General features: G+C 64.5%; 27 protein-coding genes. 10 read left to right on the plus strand and 17 right to left on the minus strand.

What is annotated here, in order from left to right; genetic code table 11:
• The first annotated feature begins 75 nt into the window (after positions 1-75).
• Positions 76-1,152, plus strand: a complete 1,077-nt coding sequence (locus QCM77_RS00865; RefSeq protein ID WP_279663589.1) for a BMP family ABC transporter substrate-binding protein — start codon at positions 76-78, stop codon at positions 1,150-1,152.
• A gap of 112 nt (positions 1,153-1,264) precedes the next feature.
• Here QCM77_RS00865 and QCM77_RS00870 read toward each other — a convergent pair whose 3' ends face one another.
• Entirely contained in the window at positions 1,265-2,614 is a 1,350-nt protein-coding gene (locus QCM77_RS00870; RefSeq protein WP_279681475.1) for an 8-oxoguanine deaminase, read from the minus strand.
• A 153-nt stretch (positions 2,615-2,767) separates the two neighbouring features.
• Here QCM77_RS00870 and QCM77_RS00875 point away from each other — a divergent pair, with 153 nt between their 5' ends.
• Together QCM77_RS00875 and QCM77_RS00880 are read left to right on the plus strand one after the other, a co-directional pair.
• The gene (locus QCM77_RS00875; RefSeq protein WP_279681476.1) at positions 2,768-3,595 is read left to right on the plus strand and encodes an FAD binding domain-containing protein; all 828 of its coding nucleotides are present in this window, start codon (positions 2,768-2,770) and stop codon (positions 3,593-3,595) included.
• Positions 3,592-6,318, plus strand: coding sequence for a molybdopterin-dependent oxidoreductase (locus QCM77_RS00880; protein ID WP_279681477.1), 2,727 nt, complete (start codon positions 3,592-3,594; stop codon positions 6,316-6,318). The genes QCM77_RS00875 and QCM77_RS00880 overlap by 4 nt, the downstream gene beginning before the upstream one ends.
• Here QCM77_RS00880 and uraD read toward each other — a convergent pair.
• From uraD to QCM77_RS00900, 4 genes are all read right to left on the minus strand, one after another.
• Entirely contained in the window at positions 6,315-7,202 is an 888-nt protein-coding gene (uraD, locus tag QCM77_RS00885) for a 2-oxo-4-hydroxy-4-carboxy-5-ureidoimidazoline decarboxylase (protein ID WP_279681479.1), read from the minus strand. The two genes, QCM77_RS00880 and uraD, sit on opposite strands and share 4 nt — an antisense overlap.
• A 3-nt stretch (positions 7,203-7,205) precedes the next feature.
• Positions 7,206-8,141 carry an allantoinase PuuE gene (puuE, locus tag QCM77_RS00890; protein WP_279681481.1) on the minus strand — a complete coding sequence of 312 codons (936 nt, stop codon included), beginning with the start codon at positions 8,139-8,141 and terminating at the stop codon, positions 7,206-7,208.
• Positions 8,142-8,555 carry a DUF3830 family protein gene (locus QCM77_RS00895; RefSeq protein ID WP_279681483.1) on the minus strand — a complete coding sequence of 138 codons (414 nt, stop codon included), beginning with the start codon at positions 8,553-8,555 and terminating at the stop codon, positions 8,142-8,144.
• Between the two features lie 88 nt (positions 8,556-8,643).
• The gene (locus QCM77_RS00900) at positions 8,644-8,928 is read right to left on the minus strand and encodes a hypothetical protein (protein ID WP_279681485.1); all 285 of its coding nucleotides are present in this window, start codon (positions 8,926-8,928) and stop codon (positions 8,644-8,646) included.
• A 239-nt stretch (positions 8,929-9,167) separates the two neighbouring features.
• On the opposite strand from QCM77_RS00900, the gene QCM77_RS00905 reads away from it, so the two are divergent.
• On the plus strand, positions 9,168-9,383 hold the full coding sequence (locus QCM77_RS00905) for a hypothetical protein (protein ID WP_279681487.1): 216 nt from the start codon (positions 9,168-9,170) through the stop codon (positions 9,381-9,383).
• Between the two features lie 984 nt (positions 9,384-10,367).
• Here the strand turns inward: QCM77_RS00905 and QCM77_RS00910 are convergent.
• Positions 10,368-10,742 carry a hypothetical protein gene (locus QCM77_RS00910; RefSeq protein WP_279681489.1) on the minus strand — a complete coding sequence of 125 codons (375 nt, stop codon included), beginning with the start codon at positions 10,740-10,742 and terminating at the stop codon, positions 10,368-10,370.
• A 300-nt stretch (positions 10,743-11,042) separates the two neighbouring features.
• Here QCM77_RS00910 and QCM77_RS00915 point away from each other — a divergent pair, with 300 nt between their 5' ends.
• Positions 11,043-11,300: a DUF2798 domain-containing protein gene (locus QCM77_RS00915; RefSeq protein WP_279681490.1), complete on the plus strand. Its 258-nt coding sequence runs from the start codon at positions 11,043-11,045 to the stop codon at positions 11,298-11,300.
• Positions 11,301-11,350: 50 nt separating this feature from the next.
• Here QCM77_RS00915 and QCM77_RS00920 read toward each other — a convergent pair whose 3' ends face one another.
• The 3 genes from QCM77_RS00920 to QCM77_RS00930 form a co-directional block, all read right to left on the minus strand.
• A complete protein-coding gene (locus QCM77_RS00920) occupies positions 11,351-13,138 on the minus strand; it encodes a chloride channel protein (protein ID WP_279681491.1) in 1,788 nt (595 codons plus the stop codon).
• Between the two features lie 12 nt (positions 13,139-13,150).
• The gene (locus tag QCM77_RS00925; RefSeq protein ID WP_279681492.1) at positions 13,151-13,804 is read right to left on the minus strand and encodes an L-fuculose-phosphate aldolase; all 654 of its coding nucleotides are present in this window, start codon (positions 13,802-13,804) and stop codon (positions 13,151-13,153) included.
• Between the two features lie 159 nt (positions 13,805-13,963).
• Entirely contained in the window at positions 13,964-14,590 is a 627-nt protein-coding gene (locus QCM77_RS00930) for a MarC family protein (protein ID WP_279681494.1), read from the minus strand.
• Between the two features lie 89 nt (positions 14,591-14,679).
• Between QCM77_RS00930 and QCM77_RS00935 the strand changes: the two genes are divergently transcribed.
• The 5 genes from QCM77_RS00935 to QCM77_RS00955 all read left to right on the plus strand — a co-directional run bounded on the left by QCM77_RS00935 (position 14,680) and on the right by QCM77_RS00955 (position 18,665).
• Entirely contained in the window at positions 14,680-14,886 is a 207-nt protein-coding gene (locus QCM77_RS00935) for a hypothetical protein (protein WP_279663569.1), read from the plus strand.
• 112 nt (positions 14,887-14,998) lie between these two features.
• Complete coding sequence (locus tag QCM77_RS00940; protein ID WP_279663568.1) at positions 14,999-15,565, plus strand: YciE/YciF ferroxidase family protein; 567 nt, start codon at positions 14,999-15,001, stop codon at positions 15,563-15,565.
• A 153-nt stretch (positions 15,566-15,718) separates the two neighbouring features.
• The gene (locus QCM77_RS00945) at positions 15,719-16,102 is read left to right on the plus strand and encodes an Hsp20/alpha crystallin family protein (RefSeq protein WP_279681496.1); all 384 of its coding nucleotides are present in this window, start codon (positions 15,719-15,721) and stop codon (positions 16,100-16,102) included.
• A gap of 8 nt (positions 16,103-16,110) precedes the next feature.
• Positions 16,111-18,504, plus strand: a complete 2,394-nt coding sequence (lon, locus tag QCM77_RS00950; protein WP_279681497.1) for an endopeptidase La — start codon at positions 16,111-16,113, stop codon at positions 18,502-18,504.
• Between the two features lie 5 nt (positions 18,505-18,509).
• The gene (locus QCM77_RS00955; protein ID WP_279681498.1) at positions 18,510-18,665 is read left to right on the plus strand and encodes a hypothetical protein; all 156 of its coding nucleotides are present in this window, start codon (positions 18,510-18,512) and stop codon (positions 18,663-18,665) included.
• A gap of 70 nt (positions 18,666-18,735) precedes the next feature.
• Here the strand turns inward: QCM77_RS00955 and QCM77_RS00960 are convergent, their stop codons facing one another.
• From QCM77_RS00960 to QCM77_RS00995, 8 genes are all read right to left on the minus strand, one after another.
• The gene (locus QCM77_RS00960) at positions 18,736-19,038 is read right to left on the minus strand and encodes an HU family DNA-binding protein (RefSeq protein WP_247989853.1); all 303 of its coding nucleotides are present in this window, start codon (positions 19,036-19,038) and stop codon (positions 18,736-18,738) included.
• Between the two features lie 281 nt (positions 19,039-19,319).
• Positions 19,320-20,552, minus strand: coding sequence for an acetyl-CoA C-acetyltransferase (locus QCM77_RS00965; protein WP_279681499.1), 1,233 nt, complete (start codon positions 20,550-20,552; stop codon positions 19,320-19,322).
• 149 nt (positions 20,553-20,701) lie between these two features.
• Positions 20,702-22,165, minus strand: coding sequence for a GH1 family beta-glucosidase (locus QCM77_RS00970; protein ID WP_279663561.1), 1,464 nt, complete (start codon positions 22,163-22,165; stop codon positions 20,702-20,704).
• Between the two features lie 146 nt (positions 22,166-22,311).
• A complete protein-coding gene (locus QCM77_RS00975) occupies positions 22,312-23,178 on the minus strand; it encodes a transglutaminase family protein (RefSeq protein ID WP_279663560.1) in 867 nt (288 codons plus the stop codon).
• A 589-nt stretch (positions 23,179-23,767) separates the two neighbouring features.
• The gene (locus tag QCM77_RS00980; protein WP_279681500.1) at positions 23,768-24,061 is read right to left on the minus strand and encodes a hypothetical protein; all 294 of its coding nucleotides are present in this window, start codon (positions 24,059-24,061) and stop codon (positions 23,768-23,770) included.
• A 62-nt stretch (positions 24,062-24,123) separates the two neighbouring features.
• Positions 24,124-24,291, minus strand: coding sequence for a hypothetical protein (locus tag QCM77_RS00985; RefSeq protein WP_279681502.1), 168 nt, complete (start codon positions 24,289-24,291; stop codon positions 24,124-24,126).
• A gap of 138 nt (positions 24,292-24,429) precedes the next feature.
• On the minus strand, positions 24,430-24,663 hold the full coding sequence (locus QCM77_RS00990) for a hypothetical protein (RefSeq protein ID WP_279681504.1): 234 nt from the start codon (positions 24,661-24,663) through the stop codon (positions 24,430-24,432).
• Positions 24,660-24,884, minus strand: coding sequence for a hypothetical protein (locus QCM77_RS00995; protein WP_279681505.1), 225 nt, complete (start codon positions 24,882-24,884; stop codon positions 24,660-24,662). The genes QCM77_RS00990 and QCM77_RS00995 overlap by 4 nt, the downstream gene beginning before the upstream one ends.
• Positions 24,885-25,012: the final 128 nt, after the last annotated feature.

Below are 25,012 nucleotides of genomic sequence, written 5' to 3' on the forward strand. Positions count from 1 at the left end.
TTCATTTCCGCGGCGTGCGCGATGGGGCGCGCACGTTGCGGATCGTGGCTTTCCCCTGATGTTTGGAGATTGATGATGAGGAAATCACTTCTTGCGCTGGCTGCCGGGCTCTTGCTTGCCGGAAGCGTCAGTGCAGCCTCCGCCGCCGACAAGCTGAAAGTCGGCTTTATCTATTTGGGTCCGATCGGAGACCTCGGTTGGACCTACCAGCACGATCTCGCGCGCCAGGCGCTGGTGAAGGAATTGGGCGACAAGATCGAGACCACTTATCTGGAAAACGTGCCTGAAGGTCCCGACGCCGAGCGCGCCATCGAGCAGCTCGTCCGCGCCGGCAACAAGCTGATCTTCACCACGTCGTTCGGCTACATGGATCCGACGCTGAAGGTCGCGAAGAAATATCCGAACGTGCATTTCGAGCACTCGACCGGCTACAAGCGCGACAAGAACATGTCGACCTACTCGGCCAAATGGTACCAGGGGCGCTACATCCAGGGCCTGATCGCGGCCAAGATGTCGAAGTCCGGTGTGCTCGGCTATATCGGCTCGTTCCCGATTCCCGAGGTCGTCTCCGGCATCAACGCGACGATCCTCGCGGCGCAGACCATCAACCCGAACATCAAGGTCAAGATCATCTGGGCCAATACCTGGTTCGATCCGGGCAAGGAAGCCGACGCCGCCAAGGCGCTGATCGACCAGGGCGCCGACGTCATCATGCAGCACACGGATTCGCCGGCGGCGATGCAGATCGCCAGCGAACGCGGCAAGCTCGCGTTCGGCCAGGATTCCGAGATGATCAAGTTCGGGCCGAAGACCCAGCTCACCTCGATCCTTGACACCTGGGGCCCCTACTACATCGCCCGCGTCAAGGCGGAACTCGACGGCACCTGGAAATCCGAGGACACATGGGGTGGCCTCGATAGCCACATGTTCGCGATGGCGCCCTACACCAACATGCCTGACGACGTGAAGAAGCTCGCCGAGGATGCCCAGGCCGCGATCACGGCGGGCAAGCTGCATCCGTTCAAGTGCCCGGTCGTTGGGCAGGACGGCAAGCCGGTCGAGTGCAAGGGCGGCGCCAATCTCGACGACGGCCAGATCCTCGGCATGAATTTCTACGTCAAAGGCATCGACGACAAGCTGCCGGGCAAGTAGCACGCTTCTTGCATTGCCTAAATCACCTGCTCCTCCCGGAGGAGGTTCGGAGGGGGTGGCCAGAAGCACCCGGCACTTGTGGTCGCCCCCTCTTTCTACTTTCGCCTGGATATTATCCCACCTGCATCGCCCGCGCCGCCGAACTGTGGCGGCGGATGAGGTCCGCCACATCCAGCCCCGGGATCGTGCCGTCGACCACGGCCCATTTCCCCGCCACCATCACCCTGTCGGCCCGATACGCTCCGCACAACACCAGTGCGGCCAGCGGGTCGCCGTGGCCGGAGAAGCGTAGCTCGTCGAGCCTGAACAGCGCGAGATCGGCCGCCTTGCCGACGGCGATCTCGCCGAGTTCCGGCCGGCCGACGCAGGCCGCCGAGCCCTTGGTGGCCCAGCGCAGCGCATCCTTGTGACTGACCTTCGTTACCCCGTAGCGCGCCCGCTGCAGCAGGAACGCTGCCCGCACCTCCTGCATCAGGTTCGATCCGTCGTTCGAGGCCGAGCCATCGACGCCGATGCCGATGCCGACACCGGCCTCCTCCATCTCGCAGACGGGGCAGCAGCCGGAGGCCAGGAGCTGGTTGCTGCAGGCGCAATGACTGATCGCCGTCTTCGCCTTGCCGAGCCGCTTCATCTCGTCGGCGTTGAAGAAGATGCCATGGGCGAGCCACGTCCGCGCATTGAGCCAGCCGCATTGCTCGAGATAGTCGAGCGGACGGCAGCCATACATCTCCTGACAGAACCTGTTCTCGTCCTCGGTCTCGGCAAGATGGGTATGCAGGCGCACGTCGAGCTTGTCGGCGAGATCGGCAGTGACGCGCATCAAGGACGTCGTCACCGAGAAGGGCGAGCAAGGTGCGAGCGCGATCTGCACCATCGCATCCGCGCCGCGCTGGTGGTACTTGGCGACCACGCGCGCGCTGTCCGCCAGGATGGTGTCCTCATCCTGCACGACGCTATCGGGCGGCAGACCGCCGTCGCGCTGCGACAGGTTCATCGAGCCGCGCGTGAGCAACACGCGCACGCCGAGCCGCCTGGCCACCGCCACCTCGATATCGACGGCGTCCTCGAGCCCTGCCGGGAATACGTAGTGATGATCCGTCGTGGTGGTGCAGCCGGACAGCAGCAGCTCGGACATCGCCACGGTGACACCGAGCTCGAGCGCATCAGGCGTCAGCTTCGCCCACACCGGATAGAGCGCCTGGAGCCAGGGAAACAGCTCGCGGTCCATCGCCGCCGGCAGCGCCCGTGTCAGCGTCTGGTAGAAGTGGTGATGGGTGTTGATGAGGCCCGGCAGCACGACGTGGTCGCCAGCATCGAGCACCGCAACATCCGCGGTCGCAGGCGTGCCGCCGGCTGGCACGAGTTCGATGATCCGGCCGCCTTTCACCACGATCCCGCGCTCGGCGCCGTCGGCGAGGATAGCCAGGGGATCCCTGATCCAGATCGGCTTTGCGTCGCTCATCAACCTGCTCCTCCTGACATCCGCTGACGAAAGGCCTGCGAGGCAGGGGCCAGCCTGATTGCGCTTTTGCTGCGACTTGTTGTTGCGACTTGGCGCCCGTCTTGCAAGACTTTCCCCTGGCTCGATTCACTCGTTGGAAGCGTTGGCGTCGCCATGGACTTGAATACCATCACAGCGGTGGCCCATCCGCAAACGCGCGCCCAGCTGCCGGTTTGGACGGCAGGTGATGCTTGGCTCGCGGGCGGCACCTGGCTGTTCTCGGAGCCGCAGGTCCACTTGAGGCGGCTGATCGATCTCACCGATCTAAAATGGCCGGCGCTGACGATTGCGGACAGTCATCTCACCATCGCGGCCACCTGCACCGTCGCGCAGCTCGATGCTTTCGCCTGCCCGCCCGACTGGCTCGCGGCACCGTTGATCGGCCAGTGCTGCCGCGCGTTCCTTGCTTCGTTCAAGATCTGGAAGACGGCGACTGTCGGCGGCAATCTCTGCATGTCGCTGCCGGCGGGACCGATGATCTCGCTCACCGCCGCGCTCGACGGCGTCTGCACCATCTGGAAGGCCGACGCCGGCGAACAGAAGATGCCCGTCGCCGACTTCGTCACCGGCAACCAGCGCAACCGTCTGACGCCGGGGGACCTGCTCCGGCAGATCGATATCCCGATTGCCGCGTTGAAGCGTCGTACGGCCTTCCGTCAGATCTCGCTGGCGCCGGTGGGCCGCTCGGCGGCGCTTCTGACCGGCAGCCTGGATGCCGATGGCACACTGACGCTCACGGTCACCGCATCGACGGTGCGGCCGATCCAGCTGTCCTTTCCCAGGTTCCCCAACGCGAATGCGCTCCGCGATGCGATCGAGCAACACATCACGGACGAGCTTTACCACACCGACATCCACGGCAAGCCGCTCTGGCGCAAGCACATGACACTCCGGCTTGCCGAAGAGATCCGTGACGAACTCCTGGGTGCGACACCATCATGAGCTTCGAGGTCAACGGCACACCGTTTTCGCAAGCGCCGCGCGCCGGGCAGTGCCTGCGCACGTTCCTGCGCGAGCTCGGTCATTTCGGCGTGAAGAAGGGCTGCGACGCCGGCGATTGCGGCGCCTGCACCGTGCTGCTCGACGGCGAGCCAGTGCATAGCTGCCTGGTTCCGGCTTTCCGCGCTGAAGGCCGTGCCGTCACCACGATCGAAGGTCTCGGCGGAGACAGCGGCGCGCATCCGATGCAGCAGGCCTTCCTCGATGCGCAAGGCTTTCAATGCGGCTTCTGCACCGCCGGTATGATCCTGACCTGTGCCTCGCTGAACCAGGCGCAGCGCACCGATCTCGGCGTGGCGTTGAAGGGCAATATCTGCCGCTGCACCGGCTATCGTTCGATCGAGGATGCGTTGCTCGGCAAGTCCAATGTCGAGGAGAACATCGAGCCCGGCGCCGCATTCGGCCGCAGCCTGCCGGCGCCAGCAGGCCCCGACGTCGTGCGCGGCAAGGCGCGCTACACGTTCGATACGCAAATCGACGGCCTGCTGCATATCAAGCTGCTCCGTTCACCGCACGCTCACGCGAGGATCGTGGCGATCGACAAGTCGGAAGCGCTGAGCGTTCCCGGCGTGCACGCGGTGCTGACGCATGAGGATGCGCCAACGATCCTGATCTCCACCGCGCGGCATGAGAAGGACTGGATGGATCCCGAGGACACCCGCATCCTCGACGACGTCGTCCGCTTCATCGGCCAGAAGGTCGCCGCCGTCGTCGCCGACAGCGAGGCCGCCGCCGAGGAAGGGTGCCGCCGGCTGAAGGTCAGTTACGAGATTTGGCCCGCGCTGATCGATCCGGAGCAGGCGATGGCACCGGGTGCACCTGTCATTCATCCTGATCGCACCACCGCGAACCGGGTCGCCGACGCCCAGCGCAACCTCGCCGCGGAGACGCATGGCGAATTCGGCGACGTCGCGGCTGGGCTCGCGACATCCGCCGTCACCTTCGAGGGCACCTTCCACAGCCACCGTGTGCAGCATGCCGCACTGGAGACCCATGGCGGCCTGGCCTGGCTCGATGCTTCCGGCGTGCTCAATGTTCGCACCTCGACGCAGGTGCCGTTCCTGACCCGGCGCGCGCTGTCTGATATCTTCGAGCTTCCCATGGACAAGGTCCGCGTCTTCTGCGAGCGCGTCGGCGGCGGCTTTGGCGGCAAGCAGGAGATGTTCGTCGAGGACATTCTGGCGCTCGCCGCGCTCAAGACCGGGCGGCCGGTCAAGCTGGAGCTCACCCGCGAGGAGCAGTTCATCGCGACCTCGACGCGGCATCCGATGCGGGTCCACATCAAGGCCGGAGCCGACGCGGACGGCAGGCTCACCGCGCTCCAACTCGACGTGCTCTCCAACACCGGCGCCTACGGCAATCATGCCGGCCCCGTGATGTTCCACTCGCTGTCCGAGTCCATCGCCGTCTACAATTGCCCGAACAAGCGGGTCGACGGCTACGCCGTCTACACCAACACGGTGCCGGCGGGCGCGTTTCGCGGCTACGGCCTGCCCCAGACGCTGATCGCGGTGGAGGCTGCGATCGACGAGCTCGCAAAGCAGCTCGGCATCAGCCCTTACGAGATGCGCCGGCGCAACGTCGTCAAGCCCGGCGACCCCATGCTGTCGCCGCCGCCGTCGGAATTTCACGACGTGCTCTACGGCTCCTACGGGCTTGACCAGTGCCTCGACCTCGTCGCGCGCGCGATGCAGGCTGATGGACCGCAGCCGGACCTGTCGCCGGAGTGGCTGATCGGCGACGGCATCGCCCTGACCATGATCGACACGGTGCCCCCGGCCGGCCATCTCGCGGATGCGATGGTCGCGCTCAACGACGACGCCGGCTTCGACCTCACGGTCGGCACCGCCGAATTCGGCAACGGCACCAGCACCGTGCACCGGCAGATCGCGGCGACGACGCTTGCGACCACCGTCGACCGGATTCGCCTGCGCCAGTCCGACACTGCCCATGGCGGCCATGACACCGGCGCCTATGGCAGCGCCGGCATGTTCGTCGCCGGCAAGGCGACGCATGCGGCAGCCATGCAGCTTGCGACCGAGCTGAAGGCGGCCGCCGCCGGCGCATGGCTCTGCGACGTCGGGAGCTGCACGCTCGAAGGCGAGGCCGTGGTCAGTGGCGTGCGGCGCATGTCCTTTGTGGAATTGGCAAAGCTCGCGCGCGAACGCGGACAGCCGTTCGCAGGCACCGGCAATTCCGGCGGCACGCCGCGTTCGGTCGGCTTCAACGTGCAGGGCTTTCGCGTCGCCGTGAACAAGGGCACCGGCGAGCTCAGGATTCTCAGGAGCGTGCATGCGGCGGACGCCGGTGTCGTCGCCAATCCCATGCAGTGCCGCGGCCAGGTTGAAGGCGGTGTCGCGCAGGCGCTCGGTGCCGCGCTCTATGAGGAGATGGTGATCGACGCGGACGGCCGCGTCACCAACCCGAAATTCCGCGACTACCACCTGCCCTCCTTCGCCGACGTGCCCCGCACCGAGGTCTTCTTCGCCGAGACGTCCGACACGATCGGACCGTTGGGGGCGAAGTCGATGAGCGAGAGTCCGTACAATCCGGTCGCCGCCGCGCTCGGCAACGCGATTGCCGACGCCACCGGCATCCGCTTCACCGCGCCGCCCTTCAAGCCGGACCGGTTGTTTCCCGCGCTGCGCGAGAAGTTCGGTAATTAACTGCCGCGATAGGTCGAATAGCTCCACGGCGTGACCAGAAGCGGCACGTGGTAGTGATTTTCCGGCTCGCTGACCGCAAAGCGCAGCGGGATCTCGTCGAGGAACGGCGGGTCTGACAACGGCACGTTGCGCTCGGCGTAATATTTGGCGACGCGGAATTGGAGCTCATAGCGGCCGATCGGCAACGGACGGCCGCCGATCAGCGGCTGGTCGGTCCGCCCGTCCGCATTGGTGACGGTGCGCGCGATGATGCGGCTCTCGCCGAGAGCGGCGAGTTCGACGAGCTCCACCGGGATGCCCGGAGCGGGCTTGCCGGCGTGATTGTCGAGCACATGGGTCGAGAGCCGGCCATGGACCTTGAGCTTGTCATCGGCTGCGACGAGCTGGTCGAGTCGCAACGCCGAGATACGGCCGATCTCCTCGATCGCACGTCGCGTCTCGGTCTTGGCGATATTGCGCAACCGCGTCTCGAAATCGCACAGCACGGAATCCTTGGTGTGACGGCGCACGCAGACGATATAGGGGATGCCGAACTTGTCGCGATAGGCGTTGTTGACGCGCTCGAACGCTGTGTATTCGGCCTCCGACAGCCGGTCGAGGCCGGCGCTGTTCTGCTCGTCGGTCGATTCCGCCGTCAGGCCCGCGGCGCGCTGGGTCTTGTTGGCGAGATCGGGATGCGCCCGGATCAGCGCGAGCTGCACGTCGGGTTCGGCACTCTGGATCGCCGCCATCAGCGCGGCATGCAGCTGATTGATGCCGGTGAACGGCCGCTGCGCCGCGATCTGCTCGGCGATCCACGGCGAATATTCGACGACGTTGGCAAGCGCGGCGACGAACGTGGCCTTATCAGCAGCATTGAGGTCGGAGAGCGAGATTTGCGACATTCCTCACCCGATCTCGAACGCATCGGCGGCAAGATGCGCATGCTTGTCGTGCCAGTGCTGCGCGATCTGGAGCCGCGTCGGCACCCAGACGCGCTCGTGCTTGCCGATGTAATCCAGGAAGCGGATCAGCCCCGCCGCACGGCCGGGCCGGCCGGCGAGGCGGCAGTGCAGCCCCACCGACATCATCTTCGGCGCGATCTCACCCTCGGCGTAGAGCACGTCGAAGGCGTCCTTCAGGTAGGTGTAGAATTGCTCGCCTTCCGCAAACCCTTGCGGGTTGATGAAGCGCATGTCGTTGGCATCGAGCGTGTAGGGAATGATGAGCTGCTTGCCCTTGGCGCCCTTGACCCAATAGGGCAAATCGTCGGCATAGGAGTCGCAGAGATAGAGGAAGCCGCCCTCCTCCATCAGCAGACGATTGGTGTTGATCGAGGAGCGCCCGGTGTACCAGCCGAGCGGCCGCGATCCGGTTGCCTCAAGGTGGACGCGGATGGATTCGGCGATCTCGGCGCGCTCCTGCGCCTCGGTCATATCCTTGTGCTCGATCCATTTCAGGCTGTGGCTGGCGATATCCCAGCCCGCCTCCTTCATCGCCGCGACGATTTCCGGATTGCGCTTCAGCGCTGTGGCGACACCGAACACGGTGGCCGGCCACTTCCGCTCGCTGAACATCCGCCACAGCCGCCAGAAGCCGGCGCGCGAGCCATATTCGAACATCGATTCGATATTGGCGTGGCGCTGGCCCGGCCAGGGCTGTGCGCCGAGCACGTCGGACAGGAACGCTTCCGAGGCGCGGTCGCCGTGCAGGATGTTGTTCTCGCCGCCCTCCTCGAAATTGACGACGAACTGCACCGCGACCCGCGCGTTGCCCGGCCATTGCGGGTGCGGCGGGTTGCGGCCGTAACCGCGGAGATCGCGCGGGTAGCGGGTGTCCGTCACTCAGACTTCCTCGAAGCGGATCGGCAGCGCGCCCTTCCACAGCACGCTCTTGCCGAGCGTTGCCAGATTCTCCAGGCCAGAGGTCAGCGTGATGAAGTGGTTGCCGGCGAGCTGGCCCATCTTGCTCGCGAAGCTCACGCCACCATAGGCCAGCAGGATCTCGGTCTCGCTGATGCCGCCAGGATAGAGGATGATCTGGCCGGGCGCGGGATAGCTGGTGTGGTTCTCGTAGCCGACGCCGAAATCGAGGTCGCCGAGCGGCATCCACACGCCCTCGCCGCTCCAGCGCACGTGGATGATGTGGCTTTCGAACGGCAGTGCCTTGCGGAACGCGGCGACAGTCTTGGGCGCCGATTGCTCCTCGAAACGGGCATCGAAGGTGAAGTCGCCGGCGCGGATAACGAGTTTGCTCATCTCATCTCTCTGGATCGGGGGCGGTGGCCCCACGGGGAATTTTCAGGCAAAGAGCATTCCATCGGGCTTCGCGCAAGGGCCGCGCCCGTCACCTGCGGTCGTAGGACCAGCCGAAAACGCCACTCCGCCGCGTCTCCGGCTCCGGCTCCGGCTCGGCGGCAGGCTGCGGCGTCTCCCTCAGTTCCGCCTGCGGTGGCGGGGGCGGCGCCGGCAGATTCTCGCATTTCATGGAGTAGACCAGCTTGCCGTCCGCGGTACGCCCGATCGGCGCGCAGGGGTCCGGATGCACCGCCGAGGTTTTCGGGGTCAGCTTGACCTGCGCCACGGCCGGCGAGGCGATCAGGAGGAGGATCAGCAGATATTTCGACATCATTGTCGCCTGAAAACCAAATTTGGCCCATTGAACCGGATTGCGCAGGTCAAGTCCATCGGGGCTACGGCACGATTGCCGAATATTTAGCCGAGGCTAGAAAATTGGCTCGCCCCAACGTGATGGTTGCACTTGCGATCGTGAAGCCGACGTCGCTGATATCAGGCAGGACGCATCGCCATGTCAGCCGCGACGACGAACACATGTCTCACAACCGGGACGTCGTCACGGGAGAAACAACCATGCAAAAGACCTTTGCCATTCTCGGCGCCACCCTGATTGCCGCCGCCACCATCCAGACCGCCGCTGCGAGCGATCGCCGCCACGTCCGCAAGGCGCAACCGGCCCCCATCACCCAGTCGGTACGCGATTCCAACGCGCTCTGGCCGTCGCAACCGACCGCGCCCGACTGGTCGCGCTATTCCAACGGCGCGATGTCGGCGCCGGCGGGACGGTGATGCTTGGGGCGTAGAGCGCAGCTGCGCAGCAATGACGACACGATCAACTCCGTCATCCGTTTGCGCTCGCTGCCTCCACAATCGTCCTTGCGAGTAGCGCTCGTAGGATGGGCAGCGCGAAGCGAAACCCATCACGCACTCGTCCACGCGGAAACATGATGGGTTTCGCAAGTGCTCAACCCATCCTACGGCCTCGCAGACACGCCTTCGCGTCCTCGCGGCGCATGGCGCCCGAGCTTTGCTTGGTCGATCCACCCTCTTGAGCCAAGAGGGCGCGGGGAAGGCCGGGTGCCGGCTGGCACCCGCGGTCCGCTGCGCGAAAGTACACGCAGAAAAACCGCACAGCAGCATACAGGTGTAGCCAAATCACTCGGCCTTCCCTGCGCAGTGGTTGGACGGCTTATGCCGCGCTCTCCCGGGAGCCGAGTTCGTTTTGGCCTCCCTCACCCTCACAGAAGTCGCCGACATCGCGCCGGTTGACGCGAATGCCGCATCCGCAAAGGCTTGACCGTAGCAACGACGGCCAGGACCACACGGTTTTGCCGTACGCACGGCTCGCTGCTCACCATCGGTTTCGACGACGTTGTGCACGTTGCCGCCGACCTGATGGCGAGACGAACCTGGCAGCGCCGCTCGTCGGCACGAAGCCTCAGGGCTCACGGAGAGCAATCCGCCCTGCCCCAGACCTCTCGCACCCGAACGCTGCCGCGTCCACCGCAACCCCGGCTCGCGAACATGACGACCACAAGATCGCCCCTCAAGGATGAGCCGGGATGGCCGACACATACGCCGTTTCCGAATTTCGGTAAAGTGGAATATTTTTACGGCAGACGATTGACATGCTCGCGAAACAGGGCGAACGGCGGATCATCCGCAAGCAGCAGAAAGGAGCGGTGCCGGGCACCGTCTCCTCCGATGAAGCGGGAAACGCGCGCGGATCAGATCAATGAACCGGGTCTGCGCCTGTACGACGACGTCGAAAGATCAGTAGCCCGGATCGTAATAATAAGGACTACCGCCGTAATAGCCCGGACCGCCGTAGTAAGGACGCGGCCGATAATAGCGGTCCTCATAATAGTCGCGACGGCGCTGCTCGGCGATCACCCCGCCGATGATGCCCGCCGCGGCCCCCATGAAGGCAAGGCCCGCTGCGTTCGACCCGCGTCGATAGTAGTGGCGACGTCGCGCTGCGCTGAAATCGGTGGCGTCCGAGGAGGCCGGGCCCGCCGTGATCGCCTTCGCGGATTCGGAGGACGCCGCAGCCGAGGGCGACGCAGAGGTTGCGACCAGTGCCAGGCTGGCGAACGCGGCCAGGACGGCGCTGCGCCCGGCGGCGGAAATCGTGGGTCTACCACTCATCTTGACCTTCCTCTTCTCGCCCAAACCATAGATCAAACATACGTATGAAAGCGGTCCATAACGCGCAAACCACTGAAATGGTTTCGTGATCGCGGCAATCTGCCACGCTTTGAACGATTGTAAACCGAACGAGCGGATCCAGCTTGAACCATCCAACATGAGCGGATAATGAACAGCCGCACCGTTTTTTCGGTCGCCGTAAGCGTTTTACGTGAACCAACGCATCAACCGACGCCGTCGGGATCGATGCCATTTTCAGGTTCAACGTGACTGACGCGTCCTATTCCAAAGAGAAACCAGATGATTGCGGTTCGCAAACTGCCGGCGCGCTATGCGTCGATCGTGATGCCATTTGTGCTGTCCATCCTCATGACGGCCGTGGTGTCGGTCATTTCCACGCTTCGAAGCCTCGGCGCGACGCCGGCGTTCCTCGCGACCTGGCCGGGCGCCTGGGCGCTGTCATGGCTCGTCGCCTTTCCGACGCTGCTGATGGTGCTGCCGCTGGTCCGCCGGATCGTGGCTAGCGTCGTCGCGGCTCCCTCCCGACCAGGCCGATAGAAGGCGGGGGCGGCGGCGCATGACGCACGCCGTCCCGCTTCCGCGTGACCTTACGACAGCGCGCCCAGCACGCCGCGCGTCGCCTTGTCGATCTCCTCGACATAGCGGCGGCGGACGAAGGTCTCGGTGAGGAAGCCGACCACCTTGCGGCTGTCGGTGGAATCGACCACCGCCAGCATCTCGGCTTCCGCTTCGTCGAACACCGCCATCGCCGACTTCACGTTCATTTCCGGGATCAGCACGATCTCGGTCAGGCGGGCGAGCTCGATCACCTGGATTTCGTCGGCGATGGTGTCGAGATCGCCCGAGAACAGGTCGGGCAGCAGCACCAGCCCGACATATTCGTCCGCATTGTTGACGATGACGATCCCGGGCCGCGATCCCAGCGCGAATTCGCGGCGGACCGCGGCGATGGTCGTGGTCGACGGCACCTTGCCGACATCGGAACGCATCAGCCGCTCGACGGTGAGGTTGCGCAACCAGCCGACGTCGTTGGCGCTGCGGATGGTCTCGCCACGCAGATGCAGGCGCCAGGTCGAGAAGGAGTGTCCGAACATGAAGCGGACGCAGATAGAGGTGACGATGCAGCCGGCCAGCACCACGGCGGTGACGTCGACGTTGCGGGTCATCTCGAGCACGAGGAACGACATGGTCAAGGGACCGCCGACGATGGCGACGCCGAGCGTCGCCATGCCCGTCAGCATCGCGACCAGCGGGTCGATCACGAAGTTCGGGCTGATCAGCAACAGCACCGCGGCAAAGAACTTCCCAATCAGGCTGCCGACGAACAGCGAGGCAAAGAACAGCCCGCCGCGGAAGCCTGAAGCGAGCGAGATCAGGCAGGCCGTCACCTTCAAGGCGATGATCAGCGCGATCAGCCCGATCGTCATGTCGTGAAAGAGATCGAGCACCATGGCGCCGTGGCCGGCCGCCAGCACCTGCGGGGTGAGAATCGCAAAGCCGCCGACGATGAGGCCGCCGATCGCCGGACGCAGCCAGATCGGCAGCCAGCCGACCAGGCGTTCGAACATCGATGACGAGCGCATCACGGCGATGCCGACGCCGCTGGTGACGAGCGCGAGCCCGATCAGCGCCAGATATTGCTCGACGCCGACCGAGCTGACTTTCGGTATTTCGAGCGAGTACGGTGCGCCGCCGAGCCATTGCGCGGTCAGGGCGCCGGCGAGCGAGGCCGCCAGGATTGGGGCGGCGCTGCTGACCGAATAGACGCCGACAATCAGCTCGCAGGCATAGAAGGCACCCGTGATCGGTGCACCGAACGCCGCCGCGATCGCAGCGGCAGCGCCGCAGCCGACGATCAGGCGCAGATCGTTGCGGCGCAGATTGAAGAACTTGCCGAACAGCGAGGCGATACCCGAGCCGATCTGGGTATAGCCGGCCTCGAGACCGACGGATGCGCCGCAGCCGTTCGAGATCAGCGTCTGGCTCGACACCACCAGGCTGTCGCGCATCGACAGATTGCCGCCGCGCAGCGCGTTCGCCTCGATCGGATCGACCGCGCTGGAGATCTTCCACCGCCGCCGCCACCACTCCATGATACCGAGCGCCAGCCCGCCCAGCGCGGGCGCGATCAGCGCGGCCCAGGGACTGATGCGCGTATTTGCGGACAGGCGGACGTCGATGGGAATCCCATAGATCACCACGTGCGCAATCTGCGCGATCTCGGCCATCAGCGTCACGATCGCGCCGGCAAGCGTGCCGATCACCAGCGCCAGCGGGATCAGATAGAATTCGTTGCTGCGCAGCAGCGCCCGCAGCCGAACCATGACGCGGTTCGTCCCCTTGCGATCTGTGAGATGTCTGATCCGCAGGAACACTTTCTGTCCGCCCTACCCTTCCGACATGCCGTAACCGGACATGCGCTGGCGGACCCGCTCGATCTCGCCGCTCGAAAGCAGCGGCGGCTCTCCGATCTGGAGGCAGCCGTGATATTGCCGCGCCAGTGTCTCGACCTCGACGGCGAGCCACATCGCCTTGTCCAGCGACTTGCCGACCGCGATCATGCCGTGATGGTCGAGCAGGCAGGCAAGCCGGCCCTCCAGCGCCCGCACCGCATGTTCCGACAGCTCCATCGTTCCGAAGGTGGCATAGGGCGCGCAGCGGATGCTGTCTCCGCCGGCAGCCGCGATCATGTAGTGCACGGGCGGGATCTCCATGCCCATGATCGCGAGAATGGTGCAATAGGTCGGATGAGCGTGGACGACGGCGTTGACGTCGGGCCGGGCCTTCAGGATGTCGAGGTGGAAGCGCCACTCGCTGGACGGCTTCTGACTGGGCGCATGCGAGCCGTCCATGGCCATGAAGACGATCTGGTCCGGCGTCATGGCGTCATAGGGCACGCTGGTCGGCGTGATCAGAAGCCCGTCCACATGTCGGACGCTGATATTGCCCGAGGTGCCCTGGTTGATGCCGAGCGCATTCATGCGGCGGCAGGCGCCGATGATGGCCTGCCTCCTGTCGAGCTCGTCCGCTGTCATCGACATCTCGATTTCCTGACGATGGGCGCTTGTCAGACGGGGAGTACGTCAAAGCAATGTGGCAGCGCAAGAGAAAGCGGACCGGATCGCGCGCGATCCCGCCAGACGCCTCATGGCATCATGAAATAAACATGAAAATCAACGCATTAACCGATTGCCGCAGCCCTACGGCAAGCTCGCCCGGACGGCCGCGATCCCGTTGATCACGAACTGCACCGAATAGGCCGCGAGCAGCATGCCGAGCACGCGCGAAAGGACGGCATTGCCGGTGCGCCCAAGGGTGCGCGCGATCAGGTTGGCGGAGGCAAAGCAGAGCATGCAGATGAGGCAGACGCAGAGCACGACCGCGATGATGATCGCGAGCCTCGCCCCGTAGCCGGCATCGCCCGAAAGGAGCAGCGTGGTCGCGATCGCGCCAGGACCGGCCATCATCGGGATCGCCAGCGGGAACACCGCGACGTCCGAGGCATGCTCCGAGGTTGCCTTGTCGGCCTCGCGGGCCTCGCGATGCGGACGGTCGCCGAAGATCATCTGGTAGGACACGCCGAACAGCAGCAGCCCGCCGGCGATCTGGAAGGCGGGGATGCCGATCCCGAGCTGGCGGAGGAGCCAGTTTCCGATCAGAGCGATCACCACGAGGATCGACGCCGCAATCAGCGGCGCGCGCAGCGCGATCGTGCGTTTGATCTTGTCGGGCATGCCGCCGGTCGCGGCGAGGAAAGCCGGCGCAAGGCCAACGGGATCGACCACGAGCAACAGCGTCACGAAGGCGGACAGGGCGAAATCGATCATGTCTCGGTGGGCTCCCTGGACGCAGGAACGATGGCTGGCGGACTGACTTAGCCCGGCAGAACCGCTTTGAAAATCACCGGAGATGCACAATGAGCGACAGTGGAATTGGAATGTTGCTGGGCCACCTCTCGGCCAACCTGCTCTGGCTCTGGTTCATCGGAGCCTTCCTGCTCGGCGCGGTCCTCGTCTATGGCGTGGCGAAAGCGGGACGCCTGCGGCGCAGCGAGCGCGCACAGCTCGACCGCAACACCGAGGCGCGGCAGCGGAAGGAAGATCCCTACAAGCGCCCGACCTGAGCGGTCGCCACGAGCGCAGGCTGCCGTTTGGAACTTTCGTTCTCGGAAAGGTTTTGATCGCCTGAGGATTGAGGAAGGCAATGCCTTCCCATGTCACCTCAGAGGAGGATGTATGGCCAAACGAGCAAAGAAACGCACAACCAAGAAGACCGCGGCGCGGCGCGCCCGTAAGGCACCGAAGATGTTGAGCGACCTGTTCCTGGAGACGCTGAAGGACATCTATTTCGCCGAGAACAAGATCATCAAGACCTTGCCCAAGATGGCCAAGGCCGCACACTCGAAGGAGCTCACGGCGGCTTTCAACAAGCATCTGCGCGAAACGCAGGGTCAGGTCAAACGGCTGGACCAGGTCTTCAAGATGCTGGGCAAGCCCGCGCGCGGCAAGCCTTGCGAAGCGATCAACGGCATCACCGACGAAGGCGCCGAGATCATGAAGCAGTTCAAGAACGCTCCTGCGCTCGACGCCGGCCTGCTCGCAGCCGCGCAGGCGGTCGAGCACTACGAAATCTCCCGCTACGGCACGTTGCGCACCTGGGCCGAGGAGCTCGGGATGCAGGACGCCGCAAGATTGCTCCAGGCGACGCTGGACGAGGAAGAGGCGACCGATCACGCCCTGACCGAGCTCGCCACTTCCGTGATCAACCTCGAAGCGGAAGCGGAGTACCGCCAAGCGGCCTGAGCCGCACGCACCTGATGACGAAACGCCGCGGCCCCGAGGCCGCGGCGCTTGTCTTTTCGGATCGCACGATCCGCATGGCACCTCCGCGCCGCCGGGCTGGAATTCTCGGGAACCGGTCCCATATGCAGCGTTCCTCACCGCCGAGCCCGCATCATGCAACCCAAAAATCCCCTCGACTGGATGCTATCCGAAGCCCTGGACTCGCTGACCCGCGCCGGACGGCTGCGCCAGCAGTTCGGCCGCCAGGAAGCCTGCTGGGAGCCGCCGATCGACGTGCTCGAAACCGAGCATGAGCTCCTGATCCTGGTCGCGCTTCCCGGCGTCAATCCCGACAATGTCGAGACGGTGATCCATGACGGCGTGCTCGTCATCTCCGGCCAGCGCACCCTTCCGTCGGAGCTTCGCAACGCCCGCATCCACCGGCTCGAGCTGCCGCAGGGCCGCTTCGAGCGGCGCATCGCGCTTCCCGTCGGCCGCTACGCCATCAGCCGCTTCGTGATGGACGGCTGCGTCGCACTGCGCCTCGCCAAATCCTGAGGTCGATCATGGCCACCGAACCAATGAATACCGCACAGACCAATCCCCAAAACAATTCGGACGTGAAGATCCCCGAAGACGCGCTGATCATCATCGCCGTGCGCGACATGGTGCTGTTCCCCGGCGCCATCGCGCCGATCGCGATCGCGCGGCCGAAGTCGGTCGCCGCGGCGCAGCAGGCGCTGCGCGAGCAGCGGCCGATCGGCATCGTCCTGCAACGCAGCCCCGAGACCGGCGACCCCGGTCCGGACGACCTCTATCGGGTCGCGACCATCGCCAATATCGTGCGCTACATCACCGCGCCCGACGGCACCCATCACATCGTCTGCCAGGGCGTGCAGCGCGCGCGCATCCTCGACTTCCTGCCGGGGACGCCGTTCCCGGCCGCGCGGATCCAGCAGATTCCGGAGCCGACCGCGAGCTCGCCGGAGATCGAGGCGCGGGCACTGAACCTGCAGCGCCAGGCGATCGAGGCGATCGAGCTGCTGCCGCAGGCGCCGCCCGAGCTGGTCGCGATGTTCCAGGGCACCACCGCGCCCGGCGCGCTGGCGGACCTGGCGACCTCGTTCATGGACATCAAGCCGCAGGACAAGCAGGAGGTGCTGGAGACCATCGACCTCTCTTTGCGCGTCGAGAAGGTGTCGAAGCATCTGGCCGAACGACTGGAGGTGCTGCGCATCAGCAACGAGATCGGCCAGAAGACCCGCGCCAGCTTCGACGAGCGGCAGCGCGAGGCGATCCTGCGCGAGCAGATGGCGACCATCCAGCGCCAGCTCGGCGAAGGCGACGGCAAGGCGGCCGAGGTCGCCGAGCTGACCGCTGCCATCGCCAAGGCCAACATGCCGCCCGAGGCGGACGCGCATGCGAAGAAGGAGCTGCGCCGCTACGAGCGCATGCCGGAGGCCGCCGGCGAAGCCGGCATGGTCCGCACCTATCTCGACTGGCTGATCGAGCTGCCCTGGGCGCTGCCCGCGGAGAAGCCGATCGACATCAAGGAAGCGCGCCGCATCCTCGACGCTGATCACTTTGGCCTGGAGAAGATCAAGACCCGGATCATCGAATATCTGGCGGTGCGCAAGCTGGCGCCGCAGGGCAAGGCGCCGATCCTGTGCTTCGTCGGGCCGCCCGGCGTCGGCAAGACCTCGCTCGGCCAATCCATCGCACGCGCGATGGATCGCCCCTTCGTGCGCGTCAGCCTCGGCGGCGTGCATGACGAGGCCGAGATCCGCGGCCATCGGCGCACCTATATCGGCGCGCTGCCCGGCAACATCATCCAGGGCATCAAGAAGGCCGGCACGCGGAACTGCGTCATGATGCTGGACGAGATCGACAAGATGGGCCGCGGCGTGCAGGGCGATCCTTCCGCCGCGATGCTGGAGGTGCTCGACCCCGAGCAGAACGGGACGTTCCGGGACAATTACCTGGGCGTGCCCTTCGACCTGTCGCGCGTCGTGTTCATCGCGACCGCCAACATGCTGGACCAGATCCCGGGTCCGCTGCTGGACCGCATGGAGCTGATCAGCCTTGCCGGCTACACCGAGGACGAGAAGCTGGAGATCGCGCGGCGCTATCTGGTGCGGCGGCAGCTCGAGGCCAACGGCCTGACGGCCGAGCAAGCCACGATCGAGCCGGAGGCGCTGCAGCTGGTGGTCAAGGGCTACACCCGCGAAGCCGGTGTGCGTAACCTCGAGCGCGAGATCGGAAAGCTGTTCCGGCATGCCGCGGTGCAGGTCGCCGAGGGCACGGCTGCAAAGGTCGTCGTGGCGCCGAAGGATATCGCCATCGTGCTCGGCCAGCCGCGCTTCGAGGGCGAGATCGCGCAGCGCACCAGCATTCCAGGCGTGGCCACCGGCCTTGCCTGGACGCCGGTCGGCGGCGACATCCTGTTCATCGAGGCCTCGCGCGTATCAGGCCGGGGCGGGATGATCCTGACCGGCCAGCTCGGCGAGGTCATGCGCGAGAGCGTGCAGGCTGCGATGACGCTGGTGAAGAGCAAGGCCACGCAGCTCGGCATCGATCCGTCGCTGTTCGAGCGGAGCGACATCCACGTTCACGTCCCGGCGGGCGCGACCCCCAAGGACGGGCCGAGCGCGGGCGTTGCGATGTTCACGGCGCTGACGTCCCTGCTCACCAATCGCACGGTGCGCAGCGACACCGCCATGACCGGCGAGATCTCGCTGCGCGGCCTGGTGCTGCCGGTCGGCGGCATCAAGGAGAAAGTGGTGGCGGCCGCGGCCGCGGGCCTGAAGCGGGTGATGCTGCCGGCGCGCAACAAGCGGGACTACGACGACATCCCGCAGAGCGCGCGGGACAACCTCGAATTCATCTGGCTGGAGCGCGTCGACGAGGCCATCGCCGCGGCGCTCGAGCCGGCTGGTGCCAAGGTCGAAGCGGCGGAGTGAATGCGATGAAGAAACTGCTGGAACGAGCAAAGCGATCGCGAAGGACGCAGCGGCTGCGCCAGTTGCTCGATCGCGCCATCGACGGGTTTCGCGATGCGCTGGCGGCGCCAGGACCGCGGCTTCAACCGATCCCGGTCCGGGTGAAGCGCCGCAAGGGTTGAGCCCTCCGTCTCAAGTCCTCGCGGCAGCCCCGAACAAAAGGCCCCCTCGCTCGAGGGGGCCTTTGCGTTGTTAGCCCACGGCGTCCTTGGCGGCCTTGACCGGGCGGGCGCGGACGATCTTCCGGGCCGGCTTGGCCTTGAACATCATCTCTTCACCCGTGAACGGGTTGGTGCCCTTGCGCGCCTTGGTCGCGGGCTTCTTGATGACCACGAACTTGGCGAAGCCCGGCACCAGGAACAGGCCGTTCTTCTTGAGCTCCTTGTGGCCGACGTCGGTCAGCGTCTCCATGACGCTCTTGACGTCGCGCTTGGAAAGCTCGGTGGTGGTCGCAATCTTTTCAATCAGCTGCGATTTGGACATTTGAGTTGGCATCGTGTCTCCTCTGATTCGTTGGCGGCTGCATATTAGACCAACCGGCGAAGGCCTATAGCCTTCTGCACAGTTTTGTCGCGGTTTTACGGGCTTTTTTGGCCCTCTGTGGCAAAAAACCCTGCATTTTAGCCACTTCCAGTGCGGAAGGAGCCTCGGGCAGCGCATTTTACCTTGTTTCAAAGGCCCGCACGCAGCCTTGCTAAAGCTGATTCGATGCTTTCGACAAGCGACGACCGGCCTCTTTGTGAAAGCAGGAGCGCGATTCACCCTGGAAAATAAGGCTAGACGCGCTCGATGATGACGGCCGGGGCCATGCCGCCGGCGGCGCACATGGTGACGAGACCGCGCTTCAAGTCGCGCCGTTCGAGCTCGTCGAGCACGGTGCCGATCAGGATCGAGCCGGTGGCGCCGATGGGATGGCCGAGCGCGATCGAGCCGCCATTGACGTTGACCCTGGTGCGGTCGAGCTTGAGGTCGCGGATGTATTTTTCCGCAACCACGGCAAAGGCCTCGTTGATCTCGAACAGGTCGATGTCGTCGATGGTCAGCCCCGCCTTCGCCAGCACCTTGCGCGTCGCCGGCACCGGCGCGTTCAGCATCAGGATCGGCGAGTCCCCCATGTTGGCCATCGCAACCACGCGGGCACGCGGCTTCAGGCCGTGTGCCTTGGCATAAGCGGGCGACGCGAGCAGGATCGCTGCGGCGCCGTCGACAACGCCGGACGAGTTGCCGGCGTGGTGCATGAAGTCGATCTCGATATCCGGGTACTTCTGCAGGATGAGGCCGCGATAGGTCGTGCCCTTGTCGTCGAGCGCATGGTCGGCGACCGCGGGGAATGCGGGCTTCAATGCGCTCAAGCCTTCCATCGTGGTCTGCGGCCGCGGATATTCTTCATGGTCGAGCGCGAGGCTGCCGTCCTCGCGATGCACCGGCACGAGGCTCTTCCTGAAGTGGCCGTTCGCCATCGCAAAGCCTGCGCGCTTCTGGCTTTCGAGCCCGAGCGCGTCGACGTCCCTTCGCGTGATGCCTTCCAGCGTGGCGATCGCGTCGGCGCAGACGCCCTGATGCGACTGCGGATGCCGCGCACGCAGGCGCAGATTGCCGCTGTCCATCATCATCGGACCGCCGCCGCGACGTCCTTCCATCGACATCATCTCGCAGCCGCCGGCGACGACGAGGTCTTCCGCGCCCGCCATGATCGAGGCTGCGGCCATGTTGACGCTGGTGATGCCGGAGCCGCAGAAGCGGTCGAGCGTCACGGCGCTCGCGCGCACGTCGTAGCCGGCATCCAGCGCCGACATGCGGCCGAGATCGCCGCCTTGGGTCGCGACCTGCGCGCTGCAGCCCCAGACGATGTCGTCGACGTCGGCGGTGTCGATGCCGGTGCGCTCGACGAGCGCGCGCAGCACGGTCGCTCCCAACTGCTGCGGATGAATGCCTGACAGCGCCCCCTTGCCGGCCTTGCCGACGCCGCGCGGGGTCCGGCAGGCATCGATGATGAGTGCGTCGGTCATTGGCGTTATCCTCTTTTTTGAAGGGTTAGAGGCGTTTTGAATCAGGAGGCGAAGGGAGTCAATGCGCGCCGAGGCAGCCCCTTACCCCAACCCTCTCGGCGCGGGCCAAGCTCGTCGCGCCCCCGCAAGAGCGGGGCGAGCGAGAGCAATCACACCCCCGCCGCGTTCTTCGCGATCACGTTGCGATAGAAGCTGGCGCTGAGCTTTGGCGTACGGACCTGCGTGTCGAAATTGACGTGGTAGAGCCCAAAACGCTTGTTGAGCCCGAACACCCATTCAAAGTTGTCCATCAGGCTCCAGAGGAAGTAGCCGCGCACCGGCACGCCTTCCGCGGTGGCGCGCTGCAGCTGGGCAAGATAGTTGCGCAAATACATGATGCGGTCGGTGTCGTAGATCTTGCCGTCGGGCGTCACGACGTCGTCGCCGGAGGTGCCGTTCTCGCTGATGTAGATCGCATCCGTCTTCCAGATCTTCGCCGCCAGCTTCGGCACCCAGTAGATCGTCTCGGGGCCGACGCGCAGCCAGTCCGAATTCATGTGCGGAAACGATTTCGGGATCGGCAGCGGCATGAAGCCCGCGCCCTGGTCGGAGGCCACCACGTAATTCTGCGGCGCGTAGATGTTGAGGCCGAGGAAATCGACCGGCGAGGAGATGATCTTCAGCTCCGCATCGGTGTATTTCGGCGCGTCACGCCCGGCGAATTTCAGGAAGGCGTCGGTATACTGGCCTGTCATGATGACGTTGAGATAGCCGGCGTTCATCTCGCGCAGCGCGATCTCGGCGGCGCGGACGTTCTCGGGCGTGTCGATCGCGGGCGCGCAGGCATCGATGTTCTCGGCCGGCCCCACCCGCGTGCCGCGGCGGCCATGGGCGCGCACCGCCTGCACGGCGAGCCCGTGCGCGAGCGCGCTGTTGTGCCTGATCTGGTTGACCTCGGCTTGCGGCAGCGTCACGCCCGGCGCGTCAATGCCGATGCCGTAACCGAAATAGACGAAGCGGCCGCTCTCGTTCAGCGTGAACACGTTCTTGACGCGGTCGGTGAGATGCTCGGCGACATAGGCCGCGTAATCGCCGAAAATCTTGCAGGTCTCCGTCGAGCGCCAGCCGCCAAACCGGTCCTGGAGCGATTGCGGCAGGTCCCAATGATAAAGTGTCAGCCACGGCTCGATGCCGTTCTTGAGGAGCTCGTCAATGAGCCGATTGTAGAAGTCGAGCCCCTTCGGGTTCGGCTTGCCGTCGCCGTCCGTAAACAGCCGCGGCCAGGCCACCGAGAAGCGATAGGCCTTGCAGCCGAGCTCCCTGATGAGCGCGATGTCCTCCTTGTAGCGGTGATAGTGCTCGTTGGCGCGATCGCCGGTGCTGCCGTCCTCGATCTTGCCGGGGATGCGCACAAACTTGTCCCAGATCGAGGCCCCTCGCCCATCCTCGTTGACCGCGCCCTCGACCTGATAGGACGAAGTCGCCGTGCCCCAGACGAAGCCCGCTGGAAAGCCGTCCATAGCTCGCGGCGACGGTGCCGGCTTGACCTCGGCGGCCTCCAGAGGATTGGCCAGCCCGGCTGCGGACAATCCCGCGATTTTCGCGAACTGGCGCCGCGAGACCTTGTCCGACATTGATGCTGCTCCGGGGTGATGCTCTTGCGGCGGCACCATGGCTAATCGCGGGTCGTTTGAGAAGCGGGCGAGCCGAGGGCTGAGAATGCAGAATTGCCGGATGCGACAAAGCTGTCTGAAACAGTCCACGGCGATCGCCGGCCGACCTACGCCAAGGCCGAAACACTCACGTCCACCGTCATTTCGGTCGCCGAGCTGGCGCCCGCATAACTTCCAGATACCGGCGTCACTTGGCGGATATCCCGCGCCACAGCGACAGGGATCAGATTGTGGCCCCCCACACTTTGGTTGGTTGGATCAAACGTGATCCATCCAGCGCCCGGAACATAGATCTCCGCCCAAGCGTGAGTCGAACCGGAGCCCACTGAGCCAACGCGGCTCATGTCTGGGTCGTAGAGGTAACCGGAAGCGATCCTACCCCCAAATCCGAGGAGACGCGCCGCTTCCACAAGCAGCGTCGCCATATCCCTGCACGTTCCGATGCCAAGCTGGAGCGTCTCATCCGGAGACTGAGTACCCTCCGCCTCACGGGCTTCGTAGCGCAGGCGCTGCGTGACACCTTGATTGAGGTCTTTGAGCAGAGACAGGGTATCGGTAGGACTGCCAAGCACGAAAGATCGAGCCCAGTTACGTACCGCGTCCTCGGCATCATGGTACTGAGGCCTGACGAGCGCCCCCAAATCCATCCACTCCTCGTCCGTGTACAGGAACGGGTAGGAGATGGCTGACGCCGAAACAGGGAAAACAGGCCAGGCGGCCGAGGTCAGTTCGACCTCGGACAAACTTTCGACGACCAGGCTGTCTGTACTGCCCGTGAAGTTGGCCGTAGCGACAGAATTGCCGAAAACATCTTGCGCCCATGTTAATTCGCAAAGCGGCGTGAGGTGAATAAGATTGGAAAGAAGCCTGAGATCGCGACCTTCGCGAGGGCGCAGCAACAATCGATGCGGGTTCAGGCTGACCTGGCCTCCAAACCGATACACGGTCTTGTGCCTTATGCTCAGAACCACCAAACAGCTCCCGCCCCGTCCATGTACGAACCCAGATGCCTGGACCTAGCCTGCATTATAGATTCGCGGCTCCTGAGCGCAGGATTGGCTCGAGATTCCCAGCCCCCATCTGGAAGCAAGTGGTCAGTTCCCTTCGAGACGCGGGCCCGCATGCTTACAGAATGCCATAAACCCGCTCAGAATTTACGACCAAAGTTCGCAAATGTGGCGTATGGTCCAACCATCGCCGCTCCGCTCCAGGCAACTGTCGGCGACTGAGAATGCTTGCACTCTCGTCTTTTGAGGGCGGGCTCCTGTGGACCAGCCAGTGGGTGAGCCAGTTCGTAGCTTGACCGGCCTTCGGCGTGAACGGTGCGGCGACAGCCGTGCCTTGTGCACAAAATACTGTGAATTTTCGAGGTAGATATATGTCGTATGCCTACAAGCTAAATGAAGATGTTCGCCACCAGCCCCAAGGCCCACAAGGACGTGCCGCAACTGATCAACCGATGATTTACACCATCGTCCAGCATATGCCCATCGAGGCCGATGGACGTCTCCGATACCGCATCAAGTGCAAGTCGGAGAAAATTGAGCGAGTCGTTACGGAAGATCAGCTTTCGTATTCGCAGTGAGCTGCTTGATGACGGTGGGAGTCCGGCGCGGATGAATTGGCTCGGAGTTGCGTGAGCTCGTCGTCAACGCCGAAGACTGTTGCACGTCCGTCGGTATGACGCTTCGTCGACACGGTGGCGGTGAAGCGATCGCCATCGACCTTGCAGGAGCCGTGATCCGTCATCAGACTGTCGCAGCCGCAGATCTGTCCGTCTGCGACATGGACGATGCCGGCACCCTGATCGAGCGGCGTCTTGTACCACCACGCCGCGTAGTTGCCGTCCTTCAGCATGGGAGCAGTCTCCCCTTGGCATTCCCTCGCCAACAATCCGCGCGATTGGTGCTAACAAAGCGTTAATCGCGCGGCCCGTGCCAATCCGGGCTGTCCCTGCGCAGCTCGGCTTCAAGCTCCTCGATGATGCTGTGAAGCAGACATGCGGCAAGCGGATCGGTCACTTCCCGTTCCAGACGCCGATAACGCGCGATCTGGAATTCCTGCTCTCTCAACTGCTGCTCTGTCATCAAACGGGCCCTCCGACAGATCGACGCGGAGACAGCCGAACAGTTTCGTTAAAGTTTTCGGATCATTCGCTATGGTTTCCGACCGGTAAAGGGCAATGGGGTGTCAAGCTTCGCCCGCGCGCCGGACGCCATTCGATCTCACGGCACCTCGCCGTTCCTGCGACTTCCGCCGATGCTGTGCGGCTTGTTGAGGAAGAACTCCCGGTTGCCCAGAGCCGCCTCCGCGTATTGATCGATCGCGACCTGGATGGCCTCGATGTGCATCCGGCACCACCCCTCATAGCAAGACAGGCGCCGCGCGTGATCGAGAGCCTTCAGAAACTCAGGCGGCTCCTCCATGTCGGAGAAATAGGTCACCCTCTCGCCTTTCATGCCTGTGCCACCTCTCGCGGCGGGCGAAGGCGGCGCGGCTCGAGACGAACGCGCGGAGGTGTCGGCCGCCGCCGCGGAATGAAAAGGCTGGCGACGACGATCGGGTCGGTGTCACCAAGAGCGGTCCGCTCCTGGACGAGACCGCTCATGACGACACGCATCTTCATGACCTCCTGGGCCACGAAGGTGCAGTCCTCGTCCCGGTTGATCTGCTCGTGCATGATGGCCTCAGCCTCACGCATACTGACGCGCAACGCTCTGATAACTCTGCGGATTTCATTGATTCGGTTGTCCATGGCTCGCTCCTTGGCTGGACGGCCAGCATAAGAACAAATCATGAACATTAAGT

Source organism: Bradyrhizobium nivariense (assembly GCF_029846695.2).
GTDB lineage: Bacteria > Pseudomonadota > Alphaproteobacteria > Rhizobiales > Xanthobacteraceae > Bradyrhizobium.

Bases quoted from the DNA above. Each gene is read 5' to 3' on its own strand.
- QCM77_RS00865 (WP_279663589.1), top strand. From the start codon at position 76: ATGAGGAAATCACTTCTTGCGCTGGCTGCCGGGCTCTTGCTTGCCGGA.
- QCM77_RS00870 (WP_279681475.1), bottom strand. From the start codon at position 2,614: ATGAGCGACGCAAAGCCGATCTGGATCAGGGATCCCCTGGCTATCCTC.
- QCM77_RS00875 (WP_279681476.1), top strand. From the start codon at position 2,768: ATGGACTTGAATACCATCACAGCGGTGGCCCATCCGCAAACGCGCGCC.
- QCM77_RS00880 (WP_279681477.1), top strand. From the start codon at position 3,592: ATGAGCTTCGAGGTCAACGGCACACCGTTTTCGCAAGCGCCGCGCGCC.
- uraD (WP_279681479.1), bottom strand. From the start codon at position 7,202: ATGTCGCAAATCTCGCTCTCCGACCTCAATGCTGCTGATAAGGCCACG.
- QCM77_RS00895 (WP_279681483.1), bottom strand. From the start codon at position 8,555: ATGAGCAAACTCGTTATCCGCGCCGGCGACTTCACCTTCGATGCCCGT.
- QCM77_RS00900 (WP_279681485.1), bottom strand. From the start codon at position 8,928: ATGATGTCGAAATATCTGCTGATCCTCCTCCTGATCGCCTCGCCGGCC.
- QCM77_RS00905 (WP_279681487.1), top strand. From the start codon at position 9,168: ATGCAAAAGACCTTTGCCATTCTCGGCGCCACCCTGATTGCCGCCGCC.
- QCM77_RS00910 (WP_279681489.1), bottom strand. From the start codon at position 10,742: ATGAGTGGTAGACCCACGATTTCCGCCGCCGGGCGCAGCGCCGTCCTG.
- QCM77_RS00915 (WP_279681490.1), top strand. From the start codon at position 11,043: ATGATTGCGGTTCGCAAACTGCCGGCGCGCTATGCGTCGATCGTGATG.
- QCM77_RS00925 (WP_279681492.1), bottom strand. From the start codon at position 13,804: ATGTCGATGACAGCGGACGAGCTCGACAGGAGGCAGGCCATCATCGGC.
- QCM77_RS00930 (WP_279681494.1), bottom strand. From the start codon at position 14,590: ATGATCGATTTCGCCCTGTCCGCCTTCGTGACGCTGTTGCTCGTGGTC.
- QCM77_RS00935 (WP_279663569.1), top strand. From the start codon at position 14,680: ATGAGCGACAGTGGAATTGGAATGTTGCTGGGCCACCTCTCGGCCAAC.
- QCM77_RS00940 (WP_279663568.1), top strand. From the start codon at position 14,999: ATGGCCAAACGAGCAAAGAAACGCACAACCAAGAAGACCGCGGCGCGG.
- QCM77_RS00945 (WP_279681496.1), top strand. From the start codon at position 15,719: ATGCAACCCAAAAATCCCCTCGACTGGATGCTATCCGAAGCCCTGGAC.
- lon (WP_279681497.1), top strand. From the start codon at position 16,111: ATGGCCACCGAACCAATGAATACCGCACAGACCAATCCCCAAAACAAT.
- QCM77_RS00955 (WP_279681498.1), top strand. From the start codon at position 18,510: ATGAAGAAACTGCTGGAACGAGCAAAGCGATCGCGAAGGACGCAGCGG.
- QCM77_RS00960 (WP_247989853.1), bottom strand. From the start codon at position 19,038: ATGCCAACTCAAATGTCCAAATCGCAGCTGATTGAAAAGATTGCGACC.
- QCM77_RS00965 (WP_279681499.1), bottom strand. From the start codon at position 20,552: ATGACCGACGCACTCATCATCGATGCCTGCCGGACCCCGCGCGGCGTC.
- QCM77_RS00970 (WP_279663561.1), bottom strand. From the start codon at position 22,165: ATGTCGGACAAGGTCTCGCGGCGCCAGTTCGCGAAAATCGCGGGATTG.
- QCM77_RS00980 (WP_279681500.1), bottom strand. From the start codon at position 24,061: ATGCTGAAGGACGGCAACTACGCGGCGTGGTGGTACAAGACGCCGCTC.
- QCM77_RS00985 (WP_279681502.1), bottom strand. From the start codon at position 24,291: ATGACAGAGCAGCAGTTGAGAGAGCAGGAATTCCAGATCGCGCGTTAT.
- QCM77_RS00990 (WP_279681504.1), bottom strand. From the start codon at position 24,663: ATGAAAGGCGAGAGGGTGACCTATTTCTCCGACATGGAGGAGCCGCCT.
- QCM77_RS00995 (WP_279681505.1), bottom strand. From the start codon at position 24,884: ATGCACGAGCAGATCAACCGGGACGAGGACTGCACCTTCGTGGCCCAG.